General features: G+C 36.5%; 20 protein-coding genes and 1 tRNA gene. 16 read left to right on the top strand and 5 right to left on the bottom strand.

Features of this window, described 5'->3' with window-relative positions; all coding sequences use genetic code 11:
* Positions 1–2: 2 nt before the first annotated feature.
* Entirely contained in the window at positions 3–911 is a 909-nt protein-coding gene (locus OO013_RS03825; protein ID WP_266055329.1) for a class I SAM-dependent methyltransferase, read from the bottom strand.
* A gap of 110 nt (positions 912–1,021) precedes the next feature.
* Between OO013_RS03825 and OO013_RS03820 the strand changes: the two genes are divergently transcribed.
* Positions 1,022–1,516 (top strand): nucleotidyltransferase, encoded by a 495-nt coding sequence (locus OO013_RS03820; RefSeq protein WP_266055328.1) that lies wholly within the window; start codon positions 1,022–1,024, stop codon positions 1,514–1,516.
* 3 nt (positions 1,517–1,519) lie between these two features.
* On the opposite strand, the gene OO013_RS03815 is transcribed toward OO013_RS03820, so the two are convergent.
* Positions 1,520–2,575, bottom strand: coding sequence for an oxidoreductase (locus OO013_RS03815; protein WP_266055327.1), 1,056 nt, complete (start codon positions 2,573–2,575; stop codon positions 1,520–1,522).
* Positions 2,572–3,021 carry a hypothetical protein gene (locus tag OO013_RS03810; RefSeq protein WP_266055326.1) on the bottom strand — a complete coding sequence of 150 codons (450 nt, stop codon included), beginning with the start codon at positions 3,019–3,021 and terminating at the stop codon, positions 2,572–2,574. Before OO013_RS03810 ends, OO013_RS03815 begins: the two co-directional genes overlap by 4 nt.
* Before the next feature lie 101 nt (positions 3,022–3,122).
* Between OO013_RS03810 and OO013_RS03805 the strand changes: the two genes are divergently transcribed.
* The 4 genes from OO013_RS03805 to OO013_RS03790 all read left to right on the top strand — a co-directional run bounded on the left by OO013_RS03805 (position 3,123) and on the right by OO013_RS03790 (position 7,892).
* Positions 3,123–4,532, top strand: coding sequence for a nicotinate phosphoribosyltransferase (locus OO013_RS03805; RefSeq protein WP_266055325.1), 1,410 nt, complete (start codon positions 3,123–3,125; stop codon positions 4,530–4,532).
* Entirely contained in the window at positions 4,529–5,143 is a 615-nt protein-coding gene (gene pncA, locus OO013_RS03800; protein ID WP_266055324.1) for a bifunctional nicotinamidase/pyrazinamidase, read from the top strand. Before OO013_RS03805 ends, pncA begins: the two co-directional genes overlap by 4 nt.
* 63 nt (positions 5,144–5,206) lie before the next feature.
* On the top strand, positions 5,207–5,929 hold the full coding sequence (locus tag OO013_RS03795) for a hypothetical protein (RefSeq protein ID WP_266055323.1): 723 nt from the start codon (positions 5,207–5,209) through the stop codon (positions 5,927–5,929).
* Between the two features lie 217 nt (positions 5,930–6,146).
* The gene (locus OO013_RS03790; protein WP_266055322.1) at positions 6,147–7,892 is read left to right on the top strand and encodes a DUF6909 family protein; all 1,746 of its coding nucleotides are present in this window, start codon (positions 6,147–6,149) and stop codon (positions 7,890–7,892) included.
* On the opposite strand, the gene OO013_RS03785 is transcribed toward OO013_RS03790, so the two are convergent.
* Entirely contained in the window at positions 7,893–8,543 is a 651-nt protein-coding gene (locus tag OO013_RS03785) for a carboxypeptidase-like regulatory domain-containing protein (protein ID WP_266055321.1), read from the bottom strand.
* 79 nt (positions 8,544–8,622) lie between these two features.
* Between OO013_RS03785 and OO013_RS03780 the strand changes: the two genes are divergently transcribed.
* The 7 genes from OO013_RS03780 (at position 8,623) to OO013_RS03750 (ending at position 14,425) form a co-directional block, all read left to right on the top strand.
* A complete protein-coding gene (locus OO013_RS03780; RefSeq protein WP_266055320.1) occupies positions 8,623–9,012 on the top strand; it encodes an ArsR/SmtB family transcription factor in 390 nt (129 codons plus the stop codon).
* A complete protein-coding gene (locus tag OO013_RS03775; RefSeq protein WP_266055318.1) occupies positions 9,009–9,707 on the top strand; it encodes a YjjG family noncanonical pyrimidine nucleotidase in 699 nt (232 codons plus the stop codon). The genes OO013_RS03780 and OO013_RS03775 overlap by 4 nt, the downstream gene beginning before the upstream one ends.
* Before the next feature lie 86 nt (positions 9,708–9,793).
* Positions 9,794–11,425 (top strand): L-glutamate gamma-semialdehyde dehydrogenase, encoded by a 1,632-nt coding sequence (gene pruA / locus OO013_RS03770; RefSeq protein ID WP_266055317.1) that lies wholly within the window; start codon positions 9,794–9,796, stop codon positions 11,423–11,425.
* A 131-nt stretch (positions 11,426–11,556) separates the two neighbouring features.
* Positions 11,557–11,630, top strand: a tRNA-Asn gene (locus OO013_RS03765).
* Positions 11,631–11,879: 249 nt separating this feature from the next.
* Positions 11,880–12,599 (top strand): outer membrane beta-barrel protein, encoded by a 720-nt coding sequence (locus tag OO013_RS03760; protein WP_266055316.1) that lies wholly within the window; start codon positions 11,880–11,882, stop codon positions 12,597–12,599.
* Between the two features lie 38 nt (positions 12,600–12,637).
* Positions 12,638–13,696 carry a hypothetical protein gene (locus tag OO013_RS03755; RefSeq protein ID WP_266055315.1) on the top strand — a complete coding sequence of 353 codons (1,059 nt, stop codon included), beginning with the start codon at positions 12,638–12,640 and terminating at the stop codon, positions 13,694–13,696.
* Positions 13,697–13,753: 57 nt separating this feature from the next.
* Positions 13,754–14,425 (top strand): hypothetical protein, encoded by a 672-nt coding sequence (locus OO013_RS03750; protein ID WP_266055314.1) that lies wholly within the window; start codon positions 13,754–13,756, stop codon positions 14,423–14,425.
* 31 nt (positions 14,426–14,456) lie between these two features.
* On the opposite strand, the gene OO013_RS03745 is transcribed toward OO013_RS03750, so the two are convergent.
* A complete protein-coding gene (locus tag OO013_RS03745; protein WP_266055313.1) occupies positions 14,457–14,915 on the bottom strand; it encodes a hypothetical protein in 459 nt (152 codons plus the stop codon).
* A 249-nt stretch (positions 14,916–15,164) separates the two neighbouring features.
* Here OO013_RS03745 and OO013_RS03740 point away from each other — a divergent pair, with 249 nt between their 5' ends.
* From OO013_RS03740 to OO013_RS03725, 4 genes are all read left to right on the top strand, one after another.
* Positions 15,165–15,593 (top strand): Hsp20/alpha crystallin family protein, encoded by a 429-nt coding sequence (locus tag OO013_RS03740; protein ID WP_266055312.1) that lies wholly within the window; start codon positions 15,165–15,167, stop codon positions 15,591–15,593.
* A gap of 142 nt (positions 15,594–15,735) precedes the next feature.
* Positions 15,736–17,193: a Do family serine endopeptidase gene (locus tag OO013_RS03735; protein ID WP_266055311.1), complete on the top strand. Its 1,458-nt coding sequence runs from the start codon at positions 15,736–15,738 to the stop codon at positions 17,191–17,193.
* 130 nt (positions 17,194–17,323) lie between these two features.
* On the top strand, positions 17,324–18,874 hold the full coding sequence (gene amaB / locus OO013_RS03730; protein ID WP_266055310.1) for an L-piperidine-6-carboxylate dehydrogenase: 1,551 nt from the start codon (positions 17,324–17,326) through the stop codon (positions 18,872–18,874).
* A gap of 151 nt (positions 18,875–19,025) precedes the next feature.
* Positions 19,026–19,436, top strand: a complete 411-nt coding sequence (locus OO013_RS03725) for a response regulator (RefSeq protein ID WP_266055309.1) — start codon at positions 19,026–19,028, stop codon at positions 19,434–19,436.
* Positions 19,437–19,490: the final 54 nt, after the last annotated feature.

Below are 19,490 nucleotides of genomic sequence, written 5' to 3'. Positions count from 1 at the left end.
AACTAGTCAGGCTTCACTCCACTAACCAAGTACAGCAATACACCTCCGGAAGAATGAAATTCACCGTGCTGTAAGGCATAAGACTGCCGTGCATCAGAAAAGCTGTATTTGAAGTGGTAACTTTTGTAGAAATCTAAATACTTTGTGCCTAAAGCTTCAAAATAGGTGAGGTCAGATAACCCCTCTTGTTGCTGCATCCCGGCATCATCCCACTGGTCCAGTGCTGCCCGTTGCTCTTGCTTTTTGTATGGAGGGTATAGTGGAATTGCCTTGTCTGATTGGTAAACAAAAATGTTTTTCATTCCTAACCGATTGATAACCCCAGGAAGAAGATCTCCAAAGCTACTATCTCCTCTGCCTAATTTCTTTTTACCCTCTTCGACAATCATCGCATATTTAACATGATCGAGACGAGCTTCCAGGCTATCCTGCCTGCTCAGAGAAGTTTGAATCAATGCCTGGATTCCATTGTTTGGTTCGACGCATAAAAGAAGTCCTCCAGGTTTCAATACTCTGATCATTTCTTTCAATGCTCGTTCCGGATCAGGAACATGTATTAACAAAGTCTGGCAAGTGACCAGATCAAAGGTGTTATTTTCAAAAGGAAGTTCCGCTACATCAGATTGAATTACCTCAAACGAGTCAAGATTATCAAAGCTCTCTTTAAATTTTAAAACTGTTGATTCTGTATATTTACTTTCTTTATCGACACCAGTTAATTTGAGGGGAGAGCCAAGGTAGGGAATTAACTTTTTACTCCAGTGCCCATGTCCAAATCCAGCATCCAGTACTTTATTATATTGATTTAACTCCAGCCTATTGGCAATAAGTTCAAGAAAGTCCTCATTCCACCAATAATCACGATAGTTTCCAAAATATGCTTCTGAATGGCCACCTTTATTTTGATTCATACGTAAAATTAAAATATAAAGATGATTACTTCATCCGCACTTTTAAGAATTATTTGTTCTTAGAGTACATCAGTTCTTTCAATCCAATAAATAAAACCTACCTTTGTCTTATGAGTTTACCCATATCACCAAATTCCTTTATTGAATTAGATCCGGAACAAAGTGTTTTTCTGGCTGAGCTTTCTATGGCCGAGATAGATTTTATAATAGTAGGAGGTACTGCTATGAAGATCTACGGTATAGAAGCTTCTTCAGATGACCTGGATATTTATTTTAAGCCTGAAGAAAGTAATGTAAAAAAACTCATCAAAATAGTGCATGATATGGGATATATCGAAGCGGCATTTCACCTTATGCGCTATCATAAGCCTTTATATCTCGAATTGGGAATGGGCCAATCCAAAATTGATTTGTTAAATGAAACTCCTGGGCTGGAATTTCATGAAGCATATTATGATGCCTGTCAGGTTTTATTAAATAATGTTCAGGTTTCTGTGTTAAGTATTGAAGACCTTATGAGTAATAAGTCCATGCTTCAGCTGGGGCATCATCAAAGAGATGTGAACTATATCCTGGCAACCATGTCAACTCAATTCGCCAATTAAAATTTATAGTTTGATGGTGCGCTTTTCTTGCGAAGCTTTAAATGCGGCCTCAATTATTTTTATGGTATTATACCCGTCCAGGGCAGATACTTCCAGGTCTTTATTGTTATTTATTGCATCAGCTATATTGGAGTAATATCCGCGGTAATCACCTGGGATTGCGATTACTTTTTGCCTGGTGCCATCAGGATTTATTATAAGAGGAGATTTCTCATATGATTCTTTTCCCCAGTGATCTGGTAGATCTTGAGGTTTCGTACCCTCTTTTAAAAGATTTTCCTGTGGGTCAAGCCCGAACTTCAGATAGGCTCCCTTAGAACCCTGAACTAAAATTTTAGGACCGGGGTAGGAAGCCAGCATTCCTGCTTTTAAAATCACTTTGAGTTTCTGATAGAATAATATTATTAAAAAAGAATCTTCAATATTAGCTTCAGAACGTTCTTTCCTAATGTCTGCATATAATTCGACCGGCATTCCAAAAAGATTGAGTGCCTGGTCTATTAAATGAGGACCCAGATCATATAATATACCCGCTCCGGGAATTGCTTTTTCTCTCCAGTCATCTTTTAAATAGTCCCTGAAACGATTGAAATTAATTTCAGCCTCATGAATAGTTCCAAGTCTTTTTTCTGACAAGATATTTTTTAAGGTTAGAAAATCAGTATCCCATCGCCGGTTATGATATACGGATAAGACTAAATTTTTTTCTTTAGAAATTTTAATCAGTTCAGAAGCCTGAGTAGAAGTAATGGTCATTGGTTTATCAATAACGACGTTTTTACCAGCCTCAAGTGCTTTTTTAGCTAATTCGAAATGTGTATCATTAGGAGTGGGCAATACAATCAGATCAATTTCACTATTTAGCAGATCTTCATAAGAGGTGAAAACAGTAGTATGAGGGTAATTTTTCTTTATAAAGTCCCTGGCATCATCATTACTTGTATTTATTCCATAGAGTATAGTTTCATCACAAGAATTTATTATCGGAGCATGAAATACTTTTCCTGACCTGCCAAATCCCGAGATTCCAGTTTTTATTTTATTTTTAGTCCCACTCATATTTTTTTTACTTCTATTGATAAAAATTTAGCTAATACCCTCAGGTTTTGTAAAAGAGAATTTTCTTCAGAATCTTTTAATAAAAGAAAATTATCTTTTTCGGTATGTAAAAATGCTCTGAAGTTATTTTTTGGCTTGATTATCCCTTTCCCTTCATCTTTTTCGGTATTAACATAATAGATGTGGTCTGCAATAGAATATTGCCGCGGTTTGCCAATTCTGATAAACAAGACAGAAGTGTATCTTTTAACCGTTTTATTTTTTTTGTTTATTTCAACTCCCTCAAATGAAATAATAGCAATTAAGGCGGCAATAGCATTTATTATTCCTATAAGTGGTTGTGAATTAATATAATATATTCCGACGATGATTAAAACTATCCCAAATAAACGGAAGGGAAGGGCAAACATCTTCGGCCCCTTAATATCGATAATGTCTCCTTTCATAGATTAAAGATACGATTTATTAGTTCTTATTAAATCTGGCAGCTAATGAATATGAGTTCTGAAGGTGATAATGTATATTTATTAAAAGCCAAAAACCGAATATGGAAGGACTAAACGGAAATTTGTATACAGATTTATATCAGCTTTCAATGGGGCAGGCCTATTTTGAAAAGAACCGCCATGAAAATATTGCCTCTTTTGATTACTTTTTTCGGAAGATCCCATTTAATGGCGGTTATGTAATTACTGTAGGACTTGAGGATGTTATTGAAGCACTTGAAAATTTCAGTTTCGCAAAAGATGAAATTGAGTATCTTGAAAGCATAGGTTTTAAAGCCGATTATCTTAACTATCTCAAAAAATTGAAGTTTACCGGAGATGTCTTTGCAGTTCCAGAAGGAGGGGTAGTATTTCCGCAAGAACCTGTTGTGAGAGTGGTAGCCCCAATGATCGAAGCTCAGTTAGTTGAAACCATGATTTTGAATTTGATGAATTATCAATCTTTGATAGCAACTAAGGCGGCACGGATCAGGCAAGTGTCAAATGGACGGCCTCTGGCAGAATTTGGAATGAGAAGAGCTCATGGCTGGGGAGCCATGCAGGCATCGAGAGCTGCTGTGGTCGGAGGGTTTGATTCCACATCAAATGTCCTGGCAGGTAAATATTATGGTATACCTGTAACTGGAACTATGGCGCATTCATACATTCAAAGTCATGATGAGGAACTCACCGCATTTAGAAATTTTGCAGAATCAAGGCCAGATAAATGTGTTTTGCTTGTTGATACATATGATACTTTACGATCAGGAATTCCTAATGCAATTAAGGTTGCTAAAGAGATGCGTGAAAGAGGGCACGAACTTAATGGGATAAGGCTTGATAGCGGAGACCTGGCATATTTATCCAGGGAGGCAAGAAAAATGCTCAATGAAAATGACCTGGAAGATGTCAAGATAGTTGCTTCTAATCAGCTTGATGAAGGGGTAATTAAGAGTTTACAGGAACAAAACGCAGCAATAGATATATATGGGGTGGGAACTAACCTTGTGGTAGGTAAGCCAGACAGTGCATTGGATGGAGTTTATAAATTGGCATATGCGGATGATAAACCAAGATTGAAAATTTCGGAGAATATCAAAAAGTTAACTCTGCCCGGGATGAAGAAAGTCCATAGATACATAAACAATGACGGTCAGTTTGTAGCAGATGCCATAGCTACACTTGACGAAGGAGTGCCGGACAAAATGATTCATCCATATGAATTAGATAAAGAAATGTCACTCAAAAGATTTGATCAAGAAGAATTACTCACCCCGGTAATGAAAAATGGTGAAAGAGTAGCAGAAAAAAAATCACTTGATGAACTTAAAGAATCTGTACAATTCAATTTGTCCAATCTCCCGGATGAGCATAAACGTTTTAATAATCCCCACATTTATAAAGTTGGAATCAGTCAGAATTTATTGAAACTAAGGCAAGATCTTAAAAACGAAAAAACATCCAAGCTATGAAAACCTTATTAATTGTTGATGTTCAATATGATTTTCTGCCAGGAGGAGCATTGGAGGTTCCTGAGGGAGATAAAATTATAGATGGAATAAATGAAATTCAAGACAAATTTGACCTGATTGTTGCTACACAAGATTGGCATCCGGAAGGTCATTTTAGTTTTGCCAGTGGACATGAAGGAAAAGACCCATTTGATAAGATTTCTCTGGATAATGGAAAGGAGCAGATTTTATGGCCAGACCATTGCGTACAAGGATCAAAAGGGGCAGAGATCTCAAAAGATTTGAATACAAATAAAATTCAGGCTATTATTAGAAAAGGCACTAACCCTAAGATTGATTCTTACAGTGGCTTTTATGATAATTTCAAGGAGAAAAATACCGGATTGACTGGTTATCTTGAAGATCGTGAAGTTTTTGATCTTTATATCTGTGGACTTGCTGGAGATTTTTGTGTTTATTTCACTGCAATGGATGCTAAAGATGAGGGATTTAATACATTTTATATTGAAGATCTTACCAGGCCTATTGATCAGGAAGGTTTTGAGGAAGCCAAAAATGAAATGGAAAAAGGCGACATCAAAATTATAAAATCAAAAAATCTTGACTGGTAAAAGCAACTATCGGGTTGACTTTTGCATCTGAATAATAATATCTATCACAAAACCAATTATAGTATGAAGCCAGCATTGTTATTTTTAATTGTGTCCGTCTTATGTTTAGAAACATGGGCTCAGGATGAAGAAATAGAAGAAATATACCGTAAACGAATCGATAATACCTACCATAAGATAGGTGGTGAATTAATATTTCAGTTTGCAGATGTTGAAAGATTTGGAGTAGATCTGGGAAGTCCGGTTAGATTTAGTGCAGTTTTTCATATCAACCATGAATGGCATGTTGACTTTAGTAATAATTTTGGAATGTATTTTGGTGCATCAATCCGGAATATTGGCATGATTACCAGAGATGAGGCTCCTTATAGTGAAGAAGATAATAAAATAAAGAGAAGAGCATATACAATAGGAATACCTCTGGCTTTTAAATTGGGTAATTTTGATGAACGCATTTTTTTCTTTGGAGGAGGAGAATTGGAAGTCCCCTTTGTTTACAAAGAAAAACTATTTATTGAAGGTGATAAAGAGGCCAAAAATACAGAATGGTTTTCAGGTAAGGTAAATCCATTGTTACCAAGTGTATTTGCCGGGTTCCAATTTCCAAAGGGCACCAGTGTCAAATTTAAATATTACCTCAATGACTTTCTTGATGATAGTTATTCAGGTAGGTCTTTCGGGCAGGAAGATGACTTTTCATCTTTTGGTAAATCACAAATATTTTATATATCGATTTCTCACATGCTGCGTACAAGGAAGATTATGAGGGAGATTAGAGAATTGTAAAAACTAATTATTTACGACTTTATCAAAGTGCAATTAATTGAAATTGATTGCACTTTTTTTATTATAGAAATGTTAATCAAATGATATTTTTTTCATTTTCAGAATAAGTTGACAGGGTCTGGTAAAGAAAATTCCATTAATTATTAGTAATTTTACATCTCAAATCCAGTTCCGCCGATTCAAGGCGGTTTTTTTTAACCACTTTAAATTAATCTTAATGAGTAAACCTACAATTCAGAGAACCAAAGCACAAGAATCAAGACAAGCTATCGAGCGACTGTACATCGTAATGAGGCATTTATTTTACAGAGGGTATTACAAACCTCTAGGGGCATCAGGCCAGGCTTTGTTGAATTCTTTGAGGGTTTTAAGTCCAGAAATCTACGGCAGTATGAATGATACTGAGAAAGTAGAACTTGATGGTCTTGTGTATGTTATTGACAGGCTGCCTAAAGGAATCGAGGAATGTCGATTTGTTAAGCTAACCTCAGAAGAAGGGTATGAGCACAGTACTTTCGAGGTTATTGTTCCGTCTAAAAGACGAAGGAATTGTTATCGTGTGGATCGAGAAACGATGTGCATTGAGGTTACCAGGGGGCGCTCTGAGATTTATGACATCCTTACTCATCTAACTTTTATGTATAATGAGGCTTTAAAGATCAAAAATAATGCAACTAACGAAAAAGGGTTAAAAAGAAGAGAGTGGGAAAAACTGGAAGATATCGTATTAAAAAAAGGAGGAAAGCTCAATAAAGAAGATAGAGAAGTGGCATTTACTTATCTGTCAACTTTGTTAGGTCGAACCTATGAAGAAACTGAAAATGCTTACCTGCGACTTGAATCTAACCGGGCAGAAAATAATGGATTGTACCAGGTAGTATACTGGTTAGGTAAACTGGCCATAATATCCGAAGAAGATGGAGTCGGTAGAGAAGTGAGTTTTACTTCAACTTTAAGAGAACGAATCGGGCATCATATCTACGGTGAGCAGTGGGCAGATAGAATCAAGTCAGTGCTGGCTAAAAAAGATCTTCTCAGCAGACCTATACACATCATCAGTGCTAATTTACACTCGGTAGTCAATAGCATTTATGCAAAGGCAGCAATATCTGAATTTAAAAAAGAAGAAATTTCTTTTGATGATATGATCGTAAAGATCGCTAAGGATGATAGTGGAGCCCTGCAGAATAGTATTTACTCATATGCTAATAAAAATGGGCTGACATTTATCGAAAGCAGGAGTGGTACGAATTTATCCGTACAGATAATAGACACAAGCAAACTTCCTTTGACTAACGTCCATGAAGAGTTGGGGCTAGAAGCCGACTATATCAAAAATGAAAAACCAGTCATCTTCGTCATGGATTATGCTTTTGGAGAGCAGGCATTTGAGACGATGGATGAACTGTTAAAACCATATTACCGGGATGAAGAGGAGATTAAAATGAACATTGCGTCCATATCTATTATGGGGAAAGCCGGAATCCTCGAAGGTGATAAAGGTGACATTATGATACCAAATGCACATATCTTTGAGGGAACTACAGATAATTATCCGTTTAAAAATGATCTGGCTGCAGATGATTTTAAGGATGAAAAAGCAGATGCTTTTGAAGGACCAATGGTCACGGTATTAGGTACCAGTCTTCAGAATAAAGATATTTTGCAATACTTTAAAGAAAGTTCCTGGAAGAGTATTGGACTTGAGATGGAAGGGGCACATTATCAGAAAGCTATTCAGCTAGCGTCTAAGATCAGAGGATTTATAAAAGAAGATGTAGTCGTAAGGTATGCTTATTATGCTTCGGATAACCCGTTATTAACCGGTAAGACACTTGCCTCAGGCAGCCTGGGAATGGCAGGAGTAAGACCTACATATTTGATTACCAAGAAAATACTTCAGAAGGTATTTAAGCCTGCTGTTAACGAAAAAAATAATAAGGAAAAGGTTGTGACGGCTTAATTAGTCGTCATCATCTTTTTTGAGTGACTTAATGAACTTAGCCCAGTTAAATGGATTAAGCAGAGGGTTTGACCATGATCCATATCGTTGATGCATTCGTTCATATTGAATGTTTTGCATGTATCGATAATTCAGAGTTCCGTCATACGGAGTGTTACGGAGCATCTGCTCCATAGCTTTATCACCATAAAGCTCTCTATAGTCAATATTATTTCTTTCCTCAGGTAAATTAAGAGCCAATACTGCTTCTTTAAATAATTCTTCTGTGGGCAAAGGAAATACAGTTACTTCTGGTAATTGAGTGACATCCTCATTCATTTGTATTCGTACTGTATAATTATCTTCAACATCTGCAGGGATAACAATTCTTTTTTTCTTAAAACCAATTGCACTCACTACGATAGTATCACCTGCCAGAGTAGGCATGGAGAAAAAACCTATGTAATTAGTCGTGGTTCCTCTTCCTGTTCCGGGGACGTATAAGTGAACTCCTGGAATACCTATGGAGTCTGTATCGATCACGATGCCTGAGAATTGAATAACAGTTCTATCCTGCGCTTTAATATCGTGGTCAGAACCAAAAATTAATGCGAGAGAAAGTACTGCTGTGAATATAAATGCGTTGGAATAATTCAATACTTTATTTACCATTAGTTATCTTGCAAGATAGTAATCTTAACGCACTTCTCTTATCTTGTGTTTATAATATTGTGTTAAAATTCGATAAATCATGAGGCTCAAAAACTTTAGTCTTACTTTCGGAGTTCAGGTGTTTAAATCGCTTTCAGATGATGCCCGGGTAAGGATTTTAAATCTGATGCTTAATTATGGAGAACTTTGTATTACAGATATTGAGCTTATTTTATCATTTACTCAAACAAAAACCTCCAGGCATTTGTCTTATTTAAAAAATGCCGGCCTCGTGGGAACCAAAAGGTATGACAAGTACGTTTTCTATTATATCAAAGACGAGGTTCTCGACATTCTTCAACAGGTTTTTTCTTACCTTGAGAAAGATGTTCAGTTGACTGCAGATAAAGATACCTTTGTGGTGTTGTACAAAAACAGAGAGTTGGTGTTAAATAAATTAAAAGGTATACAACTTTATCCTGATTTATGAAGAAATCATATAAACATGTATTTTTTGACCTGGATCATACCCTTTGGGATTTCCAGGTAAACAGTCATGTCACACTTAAAGAGCTTTTTTTTGAGTTCGGTTTGTGTGATCTGGGTGATTTTCTGGTCGATGAGTTTATCTCAGTTTTTGAGGAGGTTAATTTTGAGTTGTGGGATTTGTACAATAAAAATCTTGTTGATAAAGAAACTATTCGTGATGTCAGATTTAAAAGAGCTCTAAGCAGGTTGGGAGTTGAAGAAAAGGCAATACCCGAAATGCTGGGTAAAGAATATTTGTTGAGATGCCCTACCAAACCAGCGGTAATAAAGTTTACTTTTGAAATACTTGATTACCTGAAGGAAAAATACAATCTCCATATTATTACCAACGGGTTTAAAGAAACACAGGCTACTAAATTAAAACATAGCGGATTGAATGACTACTTTCGATCGGTAGTCACATCTGAATGTACCGGATATAAAAAGCCTCATTTAGAAATATTCAGATTTGCTTTGGAAAATGTTGAAGCTCTGCCTGAAGAAAGCTTAATGATTGGGGATAATCTGGAAGCAGATGTCAAAGGGGCGATGCAGTATAATGTTGATGCTGTGTATTTTAACCCTGAAAAAGTCCGTCATAATTCTGAAGTAAGCTATGAGATAAGCTGTCTGAGCCAGCTTAAATATATATTGTAGTTCCATCAGGCGTGATTAATTAGTTATCAATTGGTGTTAAATTTTGCAATGGTTAACTTTGCGGACGAATTTAAACTAATTGTAAAATGCCAAAAGGAATATACGACATACCCTACCCAACTAACGAACCGGTAAAAAGCTACGCACCGGGGTCACCTGAACGTGCTGAATTAAAAGCAGCATTAAAGGAACTAAAATCTCAGGAAATTGATGTACCAATGTATATCGGTGGAGAAGAAGTAAGGACTGGAAATAAGATCCCTATGAATCCTCCTTACGAACATTCTCATGTTCTAGGGCATTTCCATGAAGGAGATTCTTCACATGTAGAGCGAGCTATAGAAGCAGCCTTAAATGCCAGAGAGCAATGGGCAAGCCTGCCATGGGAACAAAGAGCTTCAATTTTCTTGAAAGCTGCAGATCTTCTTGCCGGACCCTACAGAGCAAAGATCAATGCTGCTACCATGCTGGGTCAATCTAAAAGTGCCTTTCAAGCTGAGATAGATGCTGCATGTGAGTTTATTGACTTCCTTAGATTTAATGTTTATTTCATGCAGCAAATTTATGCTGATCAGCCTGATTCATCACCTGGTGTATGGAATAGAATGGAATACAGACCATTAGAAGGTTTTATTTTTGCTATTACTCCTTTTAACTTTACAGCTATTGCTGGAAACCTTCCTTCTGCACCCGCAATGATGGGGAATGTCGCTGTTTGGAAGCCTGCTTATACTCAGGTTTATTCAGCTAATGTCATTATGGAAGTATTCAGAGAAGCTGGACTACCTGATGGTGTGATCAACCTGATTATGGTTGATGGCCCGGAAGCAGGAGATGTAGTATTTAATCATCACGATTTTGCTGGTCTTCACTTTACAGGTTCAACGGGTGTTTTCAGACAGCTTTGGAAAACTATCGGGCAGAATATTGATAAATATAAATCATATCCAAGAATCGTTGGAGAGACGGGTGGTAAAGACTTTATCGTTGCTCATCCATCTGCCAATGCTAAAGAAGTTTCTACAGCTATCGTACGTGGAGGATTCGAATTCCAGGGACAAAAATGCTCTGCAGCCAGTCGAGTATACTTACCTAAGAGTATGTGGAATGAGGTGAAAGGATATATCGAAGATGATTTTAAGGATATTCAGATGGGTAGCCCTGAAGACTTTGAGAATTTCTTCAATGCAGTGATCGACAAACGTGCTTTTGATAAGATCTCTAAGTATATCGATGATGCAAAAGCATCTGATCTTGTAGAAGTAGTAGTTGGTGGTGAATACGATGATTCGAAAGGATACTTCATCCAGCCAACAGTATTATTGACTCAGGATCCGATGTATACCACTATGGTAGAAGAAATTTTCGGGCCTGTTGTAACGGTTTATCTTTATAATGATGAAAACTTTGAAGATACTCTGACTTTAGTTGACGAAACTTCTCCATATGCATTAACAGGTGCAATTTTCTCTAAAGATAGATATGCAGCTGACCTTGCGACTAAGAAGCTTGTCAATGCTGCAGGTAATTTCTATATCAATGACAAGCCTACCGGAGCAGTAGTTGGACAACAACCATTTGGTGGTGCCAGAGGCTCAGGTACAAATGATAAAGCAGGATCTATGCTTAACTTAATGAGATGGGTTAGTCCTAGAACTATTAAGGAAACGCTAGTTCCTCCTACAAATTATAGATATCCATTTATGGATAAAGAATAAGTTTCTGATAATCCGAGGGTTGTAAAAAACCTTCGGATTTTTCTTAAATTTTTTTGTTTGAAGTGTTGCAAAAAAGATAGAAGCCGACTAATATTGCATTCCCATTTGAGGGGAAAACAAATAAAAAAGATTCCTCAGTAGCTCAGCTGGTTAGAGCACCTGACTGTTAATCAGGGGGTCGTTGGTTCGAGCCCAACCTGAGGAGCAAAATTCAAAAGTCTTCCATAATAATATGGAAGACTTTTTTTGTTATAATGTTTCTTTTCAATTATCTGATTTCATAAAGTCTTTTGGCCTTCCCTGCCCGCTCTTATCATTTAATTTAAGTTTGATTACTTCTTTGCGATAATTTCAATATATTATATAATTATTTCGTGCTAGCACGTGTTTAAATAAAAATGCTATTAAAATCGCATTTAATAGAATTAACATCTTGTATCCAACTAATGATTATATGAAATTAATCCGTCCTTTTCCGGTTATTTTATTCGTTTTATTTTCTTTATTTCCCCGACAGGCTAACGCTCAGGTATTAATATCCTTGTTGTTGGGAGATAAACTGAATACCGAAAAGTTGGAGTTTGGTTTAGTTACAGGAATAAACAGGTCTTATTTATCAGGTATCGAATCGGCTAAAGGGCTTAATAATTTTAATCTGGGATTTTATTTTCATATTAAAATGCTTGAATCATCATATTTGAGTACCGGAGTACTCGTTAAGTCTAACGTAGGGGCTCAAAACATGTCTGTTTATTCTACAGGAGATGACAATATTGATGAAATATTTAATAATGGAGAATTAACTAAAAGAATCAGTTACTTCTATGTGCCTGTGCTGTGGCAGCAGCGATTAAAAGCCAGATGGTTGCTCGAGGGAGGTTTTCAGATGGGGTTAAGAAATAAGGCGAAAGATATTTTTGAAATTGATGATGGTAAAGGTGAAGCTACATATGAAATGGATGTAGGAGACCTTTACACACGATTTGATGCTGGGATTATAGGTGGTATTGGTTATAAGCTAAAAACTACTCCAAAAAGTATGAGTATAGGTGTGAATTATTATCAAGGGTTTACAGATATTGTAAAATCTGGATCCAATACGGTAAGGAACTCATCATTATATTTTTACTTTAAAGTTCCGGTAGGTACCGGTAAAGAAGCTTCAGTTGATTGATGATGCGAATGCTTGGATAGAAATGAAAAAATAAAAGTGTGACTACGTATGTTGATATAGTTCGATTTTCATGGGGTAAGAGAGTGTTATTACTATTTATGTTTTTGGCTAATAGTTTCGTTATAGCTCAAGAAACAGAAGACGAATCTTTAACAGTCCCTAGTGAAGACGAAATTATCATTACAGCAGAAAGGTATAAGCCCCGGCCGACTTTTTTAGAACTATCCTATGAATCATTTCAGTCTTTTTTTGTCAAAGCTAAATATCAGGGCTTAACAGAATCTGCTCAAGTCGAACAGAATCTGGTTAGAAAAATCAAATTTAGATTTCCTATTATTCTTAAAGAAAGAATGAATCTAATTGGAGGGTTTGGATATCGCCATGAGCAATTTAAGTTTGAAAACCAATCTGATCCCGATTTTCCATTATTTGTTAGATTTGAGGACAAACCCCTTAAGCAAATTGCTTTTAAGCTTTATTTTAAAAAAGATCTGGAGAAAGATCGATTTCTGTATATTTATCTCCAGAGTTCGCTGAACAGTGATGTTCCTTCATTTAATGATCTAAGTGATCAGCTAAAACTTTCGTTAACTTCTATTTATGGAAAATATATAGGTCCTCACAAATCTATTGGTTACGGTATATCTTTTGGGTATGATTTTGGAAGGCCTGCTATTTACCCTGTATTTATTTTAAATAATAACTTCAATTTGAACTGGGGGTATGAGCTTCTTCTACCTAAAAAGGCTCAGATCAGGTATTCTCCTAATAATTCCAATCATTTTTATACTGGGCTTGAAGTGCAGGGGGCTAGTTATAATTTACGAAATGAAGTTCTTCCGGAGTTTTCTAGGTTAGAATTCAGAAGGTCATCAATTCGCGCTTTGTTTACTTATGAGAGAGAGGTTTATGATTGGGTTTGGGTTAGCCTGAAGATCGGGTACCGGTATCCGATCAATATTTACATCAGTGAGCCAAGAAAAAGAAGAAAAGATGCGCTAATCTTGTTAGATGCTAATGGGGCTCCATACCTTAGGTTTTCAATTTTCTTAGTTCCACCGAAGGTTTTGGTCGATAAGGCGAAAACCAGCTTTTGATGTTGTAGCTTATATTTAAATTGGGTTGATTTTTTAATTTTTTGAACGCTATTTTTTATGGAAGGGCTAATATCCGAAGCTAGTAAATTAATTCTTTTTCAAAATAAAGAAACAAAGATTTTACTTTCTCCTAAAGCCTTGTGTTTGAAGTTGGGTGATGTGATCAGATATGAGAAGGTTAGATTTTATATCATTGAATCAGAATCTGAAATCCCCAGGCCTTTTATAAATACTCCTTACCATTTTGTTTTTACTGATGATGGCACCCTTAGTTATCAATCTTTTGGGTTGAAAGATAAATTTGTAGCAGAATTATCTAAATATATAACTCCGATTCGTTTGAAGTCAACAAATGTGGTTAAGAAGGGTGATGTTCTGAGTATAGAATTAGACAATGGAAGTAAATTCAGGTCAGAATATTATTTTAATTTAGATACTGGTGATAGATGGTACGAGTTTTATCTCGAAGAAGATGGGAATGAAATTTTCTCTTCTCGCGATGAGTATTTAAATGACATTATTGGTTCCGGAGGATTGGATTCTATTTTGCATGAAGTGTATCCCGACTCCAGCATGGATATGAAATTGAATTTTTTTAACGCATGGAAGACCGGAAAGCTTGGGAAGCCGAAGAAAGAAGTCAGTAGTAAACGAATATTAGCTTTTGTTGTTAACGTGGTAGGGGTAATATTGGTATTGACGATGATCTTAATGGAATGTCAGGGATAAAAAAAAGCTCCGAAACCGGAGCTTTAATTTTTTACAAACCTCGAAACATTCTTCCAGCCTGATCCCATGGTATTCGGGATAGTACCAAAATCAGAGCTATCAGGTTAAATATCAACATGTTTTTGTATTTAGCCTTTTCTTCAGTAGCCTTTTTAATCTTTACCCGACCGATTTGAGCAACAGCAATAGCTATGATCATCACAGTAATGTGCTCTACTGCCCAGTATCTTAGAGAGGCCTCTTTCATTACGTTGGCATCACTTTGAAAAGCCTGGTATCCCACCGGGCTTATGAATAGATATAAGATCAGCCCTGTTAGTAATTGTAGGTGCATGCTCCCAAGGAATGCAGCACTCATAGCATTTTGAGCTTTTCCAAAAGTTTTGTTGCCAGACATTCCGGTCAGACCCATAAAGATCGTTATGATAGCCAGAATTAAAATTATCCATCTGACCCAACTGTGTACAAATAATATAAAAGTATCGAACATTGTGTGTAGCGTTTAATCTGTATGGTAAAAATAGGATAATATGCTGTTTGCACCAATTCTTTTTGAATTTTGATTAAAAGGAGAGGTAAACGGAATTTAAAACCTCTAAATAAGACATGTTGTCAGCTATCATCTAGTTGGAAGTCTTTTTTAGGACAAAAAGTCAGTAATAATACCTTGATTTTGGTTTGGCATATTTTTGAATGCTATGAATCTGAAAAATGATTATAAACAAAAAAAATTATAGATATGGCATTATTAACGTACAAACCGAATGTAGAGAATTCACTGGATAGTGTTTTTAGAAAATTATTTGATGATCTATCAGAAGGTGTTGTGGATTCAAAACCAAATTCTTTTTCTCCCAGAACCGATATTTATGAAACAGAAAAAGACTTTATAATGGAGCTTTCTGTTCCGGGAATGGAAAAGAAGGATTTCAAAATAGACCTTGATGATGATGTGCTTTTAATATCAGGGGAGAGAAAAAGAGAGGATAAAGAAGGTGTGAAATATCACAGAAATGAACAGCTATTCGGATCCTTTGAAAAGTCATTTAAGATGACCGAGGTTATTAACAAGGAAAATATCAAGGCATCTTATGATGCTGGAATTTTAAGAATCACGCTTCCTAAAATCGAAAAGAAAGAAACTAAAAAAGTGATTGACGTCAAATAAAATTGATAGGTGAATGGTTTAAAGGGGCGCAACAGGTGTCCCTTTTTTTTTGATTTTTTAAACTGCTGGGTTAAAGATTGTTAAAGGTAAACACTTTACTAAAGTAGTGCGTTAAATTATTATGTAAACTAAGAAATAGGCTATGAACAGATACAATTATTTTATTGGATTATTTGTTGCTGCATTTTTTGGAGGAATTGTAGCAATAGGAGGATTTTATTTTATTGGAGGTCAGGAGACGAAAGTAATTGAAGCCAGTCCTAACGAAACGGTTAGATTTTCAAATTTTGTTCCTGACGAGGACTATGTAGTCCCTGAAGGGTTAAATTTCATTCATGCTGCTGAGAAAGCAACACCTGCCGTAGTGCATATCAGATCAAAGGTAATTCAGCAACCAGCAAGCGGGAATTCTCAAAATCCTTTATTTGACTTTTTTCAACCAAGGGGAGGGCAACGAATGCCAATGGCCGCTTCAGGATCAGGAGTAGTAGTTTCATCTGATGGTTATATTGTAACAAATAATCATGTTATTGATAATGCAGATGAAGTTAGTGTTACTCTTTCTGATAACAGGCAATATACAGCTGAGGTAATCGGCACAGACCCTAATACAGATCTTGCACTTATAAAGATCGAATCAGAAACAAATCTACCCTATCTGAAACTCGCTAATTCAGATGATGTAAAAGTCGGAGAATGGGTTTTGGCAGTTGGTAATCCATTCGAATTAAATAGTACAGTAACAGCAGGTATTGTAAGTGCAAAAGCGAGAAATATTAATATAATGAGAACTCGCTACGGGATTGAGACTTTTATACAAACAGACGCAGCAGTAAACCCTGGAAATAGTGGCGGAGCATTGGTTGACCTGAATGGAGATTTGATCGGTATCAACACAGCGATAGCGTCTAATACTGGTAGTTACCAGGGGTATAGTTTTGCAGTACCATCATCTCTTGTTAAAAAGGTGATGGAAGATTTAAGAGAGTATGGGGTGGTACAGAGACCTTTATTAGGTGTGGAGATTGTATCTAATAATGCTCAGATCGCACAACAGGAAGATCTTGAAGTTGTTGATGGTGTTTATATAGCAAATGTATCAGCAGGAGGAGCTGCAGAAGAAGCTGGAATTAAACCTGGAGATGTAGTAATAGAAATTGACGGTCAAAAAATAAATAATTCTGCCGAGCTTCAGGAAATGGTCGCTCTTCACAGACCTGGAGATGTGATCGAAGTAAAAGTTAATCGCGATGGGAAAAACAAGACTTTTGAAGCTAAACTTAAAAACCAGAATATGGGTTATGAGGTTGTCGAACGTGAGGAAAGCGGTGAAGCCGGTGGCGCTACAGTTGTCGTGCCTTCTGCGGATGTGAAGGAAAAGCTAGGTATCGATAATGGGTTAATGTTGAAAGACATTTCCGGCACTCGTTGGGAGCAATTAGGAATTGATGAAGGATTTATTTTGACAAAAATCAATAATCGTGAGATCAGCAGTCCTGATGAGCTTAGTCAGATACTCAGACAGTCGGATGGAGAAAGAATTAAAATAGAAGGAGTTTATCCAGACGGTCGTGAATTAGTTTATGGTTTTACATGGTAGCAAAGAATAATCAAATATTTGAGAGCGGTGAGATTAAATCACCGCTCTTTTTTTTGCAATATGTTTCAGAGCAAAAGTTAATTATTATCTTTAAAGCCTCAATAACAAACACAACCAAAAATCGAAAGCAATGAGTATTAAAAAGTCATTTGGAATCGAGGAAGCCCTGAATTTATTCGGAATCAAAGATAAAAATCCAGGAACCCTTGTTGGTGAAAAATCAATTACCGGCACAGGAGAATATATCGAAAGCACATCCCCAGTAGATGGCGGATCATTAGGTAGCGTTGATGTGACTTCGAAAGAAGCATATGACCAGGTGATCGAAGAAACTTCTAAAGCGTATAAAGAATGGAGAATGATGCCTGCTCCGAAAAGAGGAGAGGTTATCAGGCAGATCGGAGAGGCTTTACGAGAGTATAAAGAACCTTTAGGAAAGCTTGTTTCCTATGAAATGGGTAAATCTCTGCAGGAAGGATACGGGGAAGTACAGGAAATGATCGACATCTGTGATTTTGCTGTAGGTTTAAGCCGTCAGCTTTACGGATTAACAATGCATTCGGAAAGACCAGGACACAGAATGTATGAGCAGTATCATCCATTAGGAGTTGTAGGAATTATCTCAGCTTTTAATTTCCCGGTAGCAGTTTGGAGCTGGAACTCTATGCTTGCATGGGTATGTGGAGATGTGTGTGTCTGGAAACCTTCAGAAAAAACTCCAATTACTGCATTAGCATGCCAGAAGATCACAACAGAGGTATTAAAAAAGAACAATGTTCCAACCGCTATATCATGTGTAATCAATGGTGATTATAAAGTGGGTGAAATGATGACTTCAGACAAGCGTGTACCATTGATATCAGCTACCGGAAGCATTCGAATGGGTAAAATTGTAGCTCAGGCAGTGGGAGCGAGATTAGGTAAAACTTTACTGGAACTCGGCGGTAATAATGCAATAATTATTTCCAAAGATGCAGATCTTGATATTGCTATCAGAGGAGCACTTTTTGGAGCTGTAGGAACTGCTGGTCAGAGATGTACAAGTACCCGTCGCCTGATCATTCATGATGACGTATATGATGAAGTGAAAGAAAGGTTAGTTAGCGCTTATGGAAAACTTAAAATTGGTAATCCACTGGATCAATCAAACCAGGTTGGGCCATTGATCGATGCTCATGCTGTAGATCAATATCTGAAATCTATTGAGGCGGCAAAAGCAGAAGGAGGAACAACAGTTATTGACGGTGAGGTGTTAAAAGGCGAAGGATATGAGACAGGTACCTATGTGAAGCCTGCTATATTTGAGGTCGAAAACCATTACGAAATAGTTCAGCACGAAACGTTTGCTCCGATACTTTACCTGATGAAATACAGCGATCTTGAAGATGCAATTGAAATGCAAAATGCAGTACCTCAAGGGCTTTCATCAGCTATTATGTCTACGAATATCAGAGAGACTGAAATGTTCCTTTCTCATGCAGGTTCTGATTGTGGAATTGCAAATGTAAACATTGGAACATCAGGTGCTGAGATCGGTGGTGCCTTCGGTGGTGAAAAAGAAACAGGAGGAGGACGTGAATCTGGTAGTGATGCCTGGAAAGTGTACATGAGGAGACAAACTAATACTATCAATTACTCTACTCAGTTACCTTTAGCACAAGGTATAGAGTTTGATATCTAGTTTTAGATCGTAAAAACATTTTGATACTAATAAGTCTCTACATATATTGTGACACAATAAGACATATTTGAACCTCATATTTTGAGGTTCACTTTAAATGTTTTATTTTGGTACCAATACAAATTATAACAGGATTTAAGATATATAATAGATGGCAGATAAGAAATACTTTTCGGTAATGCTCATTGATGATAATGAGATCGATAATCTGATCAATCAGAAAATGATTGAAGCTGCAAATATTACTGAGCATATTTATGTACATACTGGCGCTAAAAGTGCGATTGAATTTCTGAGAAATATTGAAAAACTCGGTGATAATATCGGAAAGGTATTGCCGGAAGTAATATTTTTAGATATTGATATGCCTTTAATGGATGGTTTCCAGTTTCTGGATGAGTTTGAAAAGCTCTCTGAAGATACAAAAGGGCAGTGTAAAATTGTGATGTTGACTTCTTCAATAAATCCTCAGGATGTAAACAAATCTCAGAAGTACAGCTACGTGAAGAAGTATATTAACAAACCACTTTCTCAGGAAAACCTGGAAACGTTGTCTATTTAATACTGTTATTTTATTTGAATATACTGTTTTAGCAAATAAAAAAAGCCGGGTTTT

This window comes from Mangrovivirga halotolerans, assembly GCF_026241165.1.
GTDB classification, from domain to species: domain Bacteria; phylum Bacteroidota; class Bacteroidia; order Cytophagales; family Cyclobacteriaceae; genus Mangrovivirga; species Mangrovivirga halotolerans.
This window is presented reverse-complemented; position numbering and strand designations above follow the sequence as displayed.